General features: G+C 72.4%; 7 protein-coding genes. 2 read left to right on the top strand and 5 right to left on the bottom strand.

Annotation, left to right across the window (positions count from 1 at the left end):
• Positions 1-192: 192 nt before the first annotated feature.
• Together KBX53_RS19465 and KBX53_RS19460 are read right to left on the bottom strand one after the other, a co-directional pair.
• A complete protein-coding gene (locus KBX53_RS19465) occupies positions 193-1362 on the bottom strand; it encodes a zinc-dependent alcohol dehydrogenase (RefSeq protein ID WP_210860857.1) in 1170 nt (389 codons plus the stop codon).
• Entirely contained in the window at positions 1359-1997 is a 639-nt protein-coding gene (locus KBX53_RS19460) for a cyclase (protein WP_210860856.1), read from the bottom strand. Before KBX53_RS19460 ends, KBX53_RS19465 begins: the two co-directional genes overlap by 4 nt.
• Before the next feature lie 157 nt (positions 1998-2154).
• Here KBX53_RS19460 and KBX53_RS19455 point away from each other — a divergent pair, with 157 nt between their 5' ends.
• Complete coding sequence (locus KBX53_RS19455; protein WP_210860854.1) at positions 2155-3207, top strand: glycosyltransferase family 2 protein; 1053 nt, start codon at positions 2155-2157, stop codon at positions 3205-3207.
• A 61-nt stretch (positions 3208-3268) separates the two neighbouring features.
• Here the strand turns inward: KBX53_RS19455 and KBX53_RS19450 are convergent, their stop codons facing one another.
• The 3 genes from KBX53_RS19450 to KBX53_RS19440 are packed head-to-tail and all read right to left on the bottom strand — an operon-like array spanning position 3269 to position 5260.
• Positions 3269-3919, bottom strand: coding sequence for a DUF3618 domain-containing protein (locus KBX53_RS19450; RefSeq protein ID WP_030336548.1), 651 nt, complete (start codon positions 3917-3919; stop codon positions 3269-3271).
• Positions 3916-4383, bottom strand: coding sequence for a phage holin family protein (locus tag KBX53_RS19445; RefSeq protein WP_030336550.1), 468 nt, complete (start codon positions 4381-4383; stop codon positions 3916-3918). Before KBX53_RS19445 ends, KBX53_RS19450 begins: the two co-directional genes overlap by 4 nt.
• 31 nt (positions 4384-4414) lie before the next feature.
• Entirely contained in the window at positions 4415-5260 is an 846-nt protein-coding gene (locus tag KBX53_RS19440; protein WP_030336552.1) for a hypothetical protein, read from the bottom strand.
• A 230-nt stretch (positions 5261-5490) separates the two neighbouring features.
• On the opposite strand from KBX53_RS19440, the gene KBX53_RS19435 reads away from it, so the two are divergent.
• Positions 5491-5923: DUF4383 domain-containing protein (locus KBX53_RS19435; RefSeq protein ID WP_210860852.1), on the top strand; the 433-nt coding region annotated here is incomplete at its 3' end.

Genomic DNA, 5923 nt, shown 5'->3' with positions numbered 1-5923 from the left:
GCGGTCACCAACCTGACCGCCGCCATGCGCTACGACGTGCCGGTCCAGGACCTGGCCCTGGACCTGCACCGGATGCCGGCGCTGCCGCCGCTGGGCCTGACCGTCACCAACGTCCGCCGCGCGCCCGACCTCCGCCCGGCCTGACCCGCCCCACCGGTCACGGTGCCCGGCGAGACGGGTGCCCCCGGCCCGTCAGGGATGCAGCACGCTGCGCAGACAGCCGTCCTCCTTCTTCTCGAACAGCTCGTACCCGTGGACGCCCTCGTCCAGGGAGAGCGGGTGGGTGGCCAGATAGCCGGGCTCGATCTCGCCGGCGGCGAGCCGGTCGAGCAGCATCGGAATGTAGCGCTGCGCGTGCATCTGTCCCATCCGCAGCACCAGGGCCTTGTTCATGGCCGCGCCGAGCGGAAACTTGTCGACCAGGCCGGCGTAGACACCGACGATGCTCACCGTGCCGCCCTTGCGGCAGGCCATGATCGCCTGCCGGACCGACGTCGGGCGGTCGGTCTGCAACCGGGCCGCCTGCTTCACCCGGTCGTACGCGTAGGTCGGCCCGACGTCGTGCGACTCCATTCCGACGGCCTCGACGCAGGCGTCCGGCCCGCGCCCGGCGGTCAACTCCCGCAGCGCCTCCAACACGTCGGTCTCCGCGTAGTTGATCGTCTCGACCCCGATCCGTTCGGCGGCGGTGGCGAGCCGATCCGGAAACCGGTCGATCATGATGACCCGTTCGGCGCCCAGGAGCTGCGCCGAGCGGGCCGCCATCTGACCGACTCCCCCGGCACCCCAGACGGCCACCACCTCGCCGCCGGTCAGCCCGCAGAAGTCCGCCGCCATCCATCCCGTGGGCATCGCGTCGGAGGCGAACACCACCGAGTCGTCCGGCACTCCCTCGGGTACGGCGAATGCGCCGATGTCGCCGAACGGCACCCTGATGTACTCGGCGTGCGATCCGGCGTAGCCGCCAGCGGCGTGCGAATACCCCAGGATGCCGGCCGCCGCGTGCCCCCACAGCTTCTCGGTGAACACCGGCTGCGGGTTGGAGTTGTCGCAGAGCGAGTACTGCTCGGTCCGGCAGTACCAACAGCCACCGCAGGCGACCACCGACCCCACCACCACCCGGTCGCCGACCCGGTGCCGCCGTACGCCGGGCCCGGTCTCCACCACCTCGCCCATGAACTCGTGGCCGAGGATGTCCCCCTCCCGCATCGCCGGCAGGTACCCGTTGATCAGGTGCAGGTCGGATCCGCAGACACTGCTGGCCCGGACCCGGACGATGATGTCCCCCTCGGCGCGGATCCGGGGCTCCGGCACGTCCCGGACCGCCAGCTTGCCGACGCCTTCCCAGCAGAGCGCCCTCACGCCCGTCCTCCCGTCATCAACGTCTCCCGCATCCTGTCGGTCCTCTTCTCCTGGGCCCGGCTGCGGCCGGACGGGTCGTCCCGGGTGTCCAACACCTGGCCGCACTCGACCAGCGCCTTCGCCCGCCGCAGCGCGTCCCGCAGCGCCAGGTCCGGTTCGTCGCCGCCGACCAGGCCGACCAACCGGCGCAGCGGGCCGGAGCGGTAGCGCATCTCGGCGCGGATCTCGGTGCCGCGGCCTTGCGGGGCCTCGGCCAGCTCGATTCGCCCCAGCTGCGGCATCGGCCCCTCCTCGACCCGCCACCGCAGCGTGCCCGCCTCCTCGACGGTGATCTCGGCCTGCCACTGCGTCTCACCGGCGGCCCGGTCCCGGGCCACGCACCGCCACCGGCGTTCGTCGAGCTGTCGCAACGTGGCCCAGCCGGCCAGCGCCCGGTCCCGCCGTTCGCGGTCGGCCCAGAAGCCGATCACCTCGTCCCGGGGCCGGTCCACTGTCACTGCGCGACGCACCACGTACCAGCCGTCCTGCCGCTGCGGCTGATGCCGATGCCGGCGGCGGGCCACCGCCCGCCCCACGCCGACCGCCGTCGCCGCGGTGACGCCGAGCAGCGCCCACCTGGTTCCGTTGTTGGTCATCACGTCTCTCTCCTCCACGGAAAACCGGGCATGGACCGCCCTTACGGGCAGCGCTACCCGGGGCCCGGCCGTCGAAACGACCCGGCCGTTTGATCCCCGTGATTGCGGGCAGACTCTGCTCGGCACCGGCCGCGGCCCTGTCCGTCACGGAGTTGTCATGTCCCCGTTCAGCCCCACTGGTGACACCCGGCGCGGTGCGCGTCGGGAGGTCGAACACGAGGGCGCCGGCCCGTCGCCGGTCCGTCTGCCGATGACGTACGTCCTGCCGCTGCGCTGGCACTCCGACAACGGCCTGGCCGAGCTGACCGACTACCTGCGCTGGCTGTCCGACCGGGTCGAGGTGCTCGTGGTCGACGGCTCACCTCCGGACCTCTTCGCCCGGCACGCCGACGCCTGGGCGGGGCTGGTCCGGCACCTCCCGCCCGACGTCACCGGTGCCGGGCTCAACGGAAAAGTGGTCGGCGTACGCACCGGGGTACGCGCGGCGGAGCACGAGCACGTGGTGATCGCCGATGACGACGTCCGGTACGACCAGGCCGGGCTGACCGCCGTGCACCTACTGCTCGACGAGGTCGATCTGGTCCGGCCGCAGAACTACTTCGACCCGCTGCCCTGGCACGCCTGGTGGGACACCGGTCGCACGCTGCTCAACCGGGCGCTCGGGGCGGACTACCCGGGCACCCTGGCCGTGCGGCACAGCACCTTCCTCGGCATGGGCGGGTACGACCCGGACGTGCTCTTCGAGAACCTGGAGCTGATCCGCACCGTGCGCGCGTACGGTGGCACCGAGGCCGCCCCGGCCTGGCTGTACGTCCGCCGACTGCCACCGGACGCCGCGCACTTCCGCGGCCAACGGGTCCGTCAGGCGTACGACGATCTGGCGCAGCCGGCGCGCCTGCTGACCGCGCTCGCGGTCCTTCCGGCACTGGCCGCGGCGGTCGCGGCCCGGCGACCCGGGTTGGTGTTCGGCGCGGCGGCCGGCACTGTCGCGCTCGCCGAGGTCGGTCGCCGTCGAGCGGGCGGTGTCGCGGTCTTCCCCGCGACGACGGCGCTGGCGGCACCGCTCTGGCTGCTGGAGCGTGGCGTGTGCGGCTGGCTCGCGGTCGCCCAGCGGTTCCTGCTCGGCGGCGTCCGGTACGGCGACACCCGCATCCGCCGGGCCGCCCACCCGGTCCGGGCCCTGCGCCCACAGGTGGGTGACCGCCCCTGACAGCACGACAGCTCGCGGTCACCGCAGTGGCCGCGAGCTGTCGCACCGGTGGTCGACCCGGTCAGGGGCTGACCTGGTGCCGGGCCTGCTGGGCCTGGTCCTTGACGTCCTGCGCGGCGGACTTGCTGTCGTCCTTGACCGCGTGCACGGCATCCTGAGCGGTGGACTTCACCGACGCGGCGGCCTGCTGGGCCGGCTCGCGCAGTTCTTCCTTCAGCTCGTTCGCGACCGCGCCCAGCTTCTCCGTCACCGCCCCGCTGTGCTCGCTGACCCGCTCCTTGAGCTGGGTCGCGGCCTGCTGCTCACGACGGGAGGCCGGGATCAGCGACGAGGCCAGCCAGCCGACCCCGAACGCGATCAGACCGGCGGCAAGCGGGTTGCCCTGGGACTTCTGCCGGATCACCCGCGGCGCGCTGTGGGCGGCGTCGCTGACGGTGGCCGCCGCCGAGTGCGCGGCGTCACTGACGCTGGAGGCCGCCGACGAGGCGTGGTCGCCCACCGAGTGGGCGGCCTGGCCGGTGCCGTGGCCGAGGTCAGACGCAGTTCCCATGACCTTGTCCCTCACATTCTGCAGAGCGGAGCGGGCCCGCTGCTTACGGTCGTCGACGATGCGGCTGGGGCTGACCTTGTACGCCAGCGCATCCACATCGGAGCTGAGGCTGTTGCGGGTGGCTTCGATCTCACGGCGGATCTGATCGGGATCGGTGCTCATCGGGTGACTCCCTCCGGGTGTGGCTTGAGCGCGTCGGGGATCCGCTGCACGCTGTCGTTGGTCTGCTTGAGCCCGCGTACGTGCTGGGCGTTCTTCTTGGCCGCCGAGTAGAGGACGGCGGCGACCACGGCCCAGATCACGGCCACGATCAGCGCGGCCAGACCGGAGTCCATGACGTTGTCCAGGAACTGCCACACGGCGATGGACACGAAGAGAGCCACCATGTAGCCGCCGAAGCCGGCACCGCCGAAGAGGCCCGCGGCCTTGCCGGCCTTCTTGCCCTCCTGGCGGATCTCGGCCTTGGCCAGCTCGACCTCCTGACGCATCAGCGTCGACAGGTCGGTGGTGACCTGACGCATCAGGTCACCGAGCGAGCTGTTCTTCACCTCCGCGTCGGTGTGCGGGGCCCCCGCGGTGGGGTGGTAACCGGAGTCCAGGCCGGACCCCTGCGTCGGCATGCTCATGCCGTCGTCTCCCTTCGGATGACTCGGCGGCTCACGGGCGCGGGTTGCCGCTGGACGGCACGCCCGGCAGCGGGTCGGTCTGGGTCACCGGCGGCAGCGGCTGACCGGTGCCGGAGTGCTCCGGGTGGTCGCCCCGGCCGGGCTCGGCGTAACCACCGGACGCCGGGTCGGCGTAGCCGGCAGCCGTCTGGTCGGCGTAGCCACCGGACGTCGGCGGGGTGTGCGTGCCGGGGGTCGGGTCGAGGTAGCCACCGGCCGGAACGGCGTCCGGCACCGCGCGAGGCGCCGGCGGCGGCGTCGGGATCACCGCGGTCTGCTCCGGGTCGTACGCGCCGGCACCCCGGTAGCCGGCGGAACCGTTGCCGGAGTCGTCACCAGCCGCCGAGATGCCACGGGTCAACCGACCCGCCAGCACACCGAGGACCGCCGCGCCGACCAGGAAGGTGCCCGGGTTGCGCCGCGCGTAGTCGCGGACCTCGGTGACGAGGTCACCGGGCTGGCGCTCCTCGAGCCAGCCGGCCACACCGTGCACCCGGTCGGCGGCCTGGCGGGCCAGCTCGGTCACCGGGCCGGCCTGGCCACCCTGCTCGGCCATCGAGCGCATCTCGTCGGCCAGCGAACGCAGCCCACCGGCCGCCTTGCGCTGCTGCTCACCGGTCTGGCTGGCGAGCTGGTTGCGAGCCTCGCCGTACAGGTTGCGGGCCTGCCGGGCCGCCTCACGGCCGACCTCGGTGCCCTGCTCCTTGGCGGTCTGGGCGACCGCCCCGCCGGCCTGCGCGGCCTCCGACCCGACCTGGCGCGCCTGGTCGCGGACGCCGCCGCCGTTGGTCGAGGGCTGCCCGTACGTGGAGGAGGTCGGTGAAAGATCGTAAGTCATGATTTCCCTTCCGCTCAGCAAGTCGTCGCGGTATGTGCTGGGGGGATGCGGCGCGATGTTGCCGCCGCTGACCATTGACCTACCCTGCGTTTCGGCTTCCATACCTCTTCGTGCATTTCTCTGCGCGGCCCACCGGATGAACTTCAAAATGGAGGATCGTCGGGCTGCGTCACGTCGCCGCTGCGGACAGTGAGGTTCGCGAGGCCGACAGATCCACGGAGGGGGCAGCGATGGCACGAGGCGCACGAGGCGGTCGGGCGGCCGGTCCCCGACCCCGCGTCCAGCTGGCCGCACTGGTCGTGGCCGGGGTCTTCCTGCTGATCGGTGTCCTCGGCTTCATCCCCGGCATCACCACCGACTACGGCGAGCTGAGGTTCGCCGGGCACCACTCGGACGCCCGCCTGCTCGGGCTGTTCCAGGTGTCGATCCTGCACAACGCGGTGCACCTGCTCTTCGGGCTGGCTGGCCTGGTGCTGGCCCGCAGCATCGCCGGCGCCCGCGTGTTCCTGGCCGCCGGCGGCGCGATCTACCTCGCCCTCTGGCTGTACGGCCTGGCCATCGAGGCGGTCAACCCGGAAGGCGGGGCGAACATCCTGCCGGTCAACGACGCCGACAACTGGCTGCACCTCGCGCTCGGCTTCGGGATGCTGGCGCTCGGGCTGC

It is taken from the genome of Micromonospora sp. M51, from assembly GCF_018070305.1.
In the GTDB taxonomy this organism is placed as follows: Bacteria; Actinomycetota; Actinomycetes; order Mycobacteriales; family Micromonosporaceae; genus Micromonospora; species Micromonospora parva.
This window is presented reverse-complemented; position numbering and strand designations above follow the sequence as displayed.

Excerpts from the sequence above, each read along its gene's own strand:
- KBX53_RS19460 (WP_210860856.1), bottom strand. The coding sequence starts at position 1,997 with ATGACCAACAACGGAACCAGGTGGGCGCTGCTCGGCGTCACCGCGGCG.
- KBX53_RS19455 (WP_210860854.1), top strand. The coding sequence starts at position 2,155 with ATGTCCCCGTTCAGCCCCACTGGTGACACCCGGCGCGGTGCGCGTCGG.
- KBX53_RS19450 (WP_030336548.1), bottom strand. The coding sequence starts at position 3,919 with ATGAGCACCGATCCCGATCAGATCCGCCGTGAGATCGAAGCCACCCGC.
- KBX53_RS19445 (WP_030336550.1), bottom strand. The coding sequence starts at position 4,383 with ATGAGCATGCCGACGCAGGGGTCCGGCCTGGACTCCGGTTACCACCCC.
- KBX53_RS19440 (WP_030336552.1), bottom strand. The coding sequence starts at position 5,260 with ATGACTTACGATCTTTCACCGACCTCCTCCACGTACGGGCAGCCCTCG.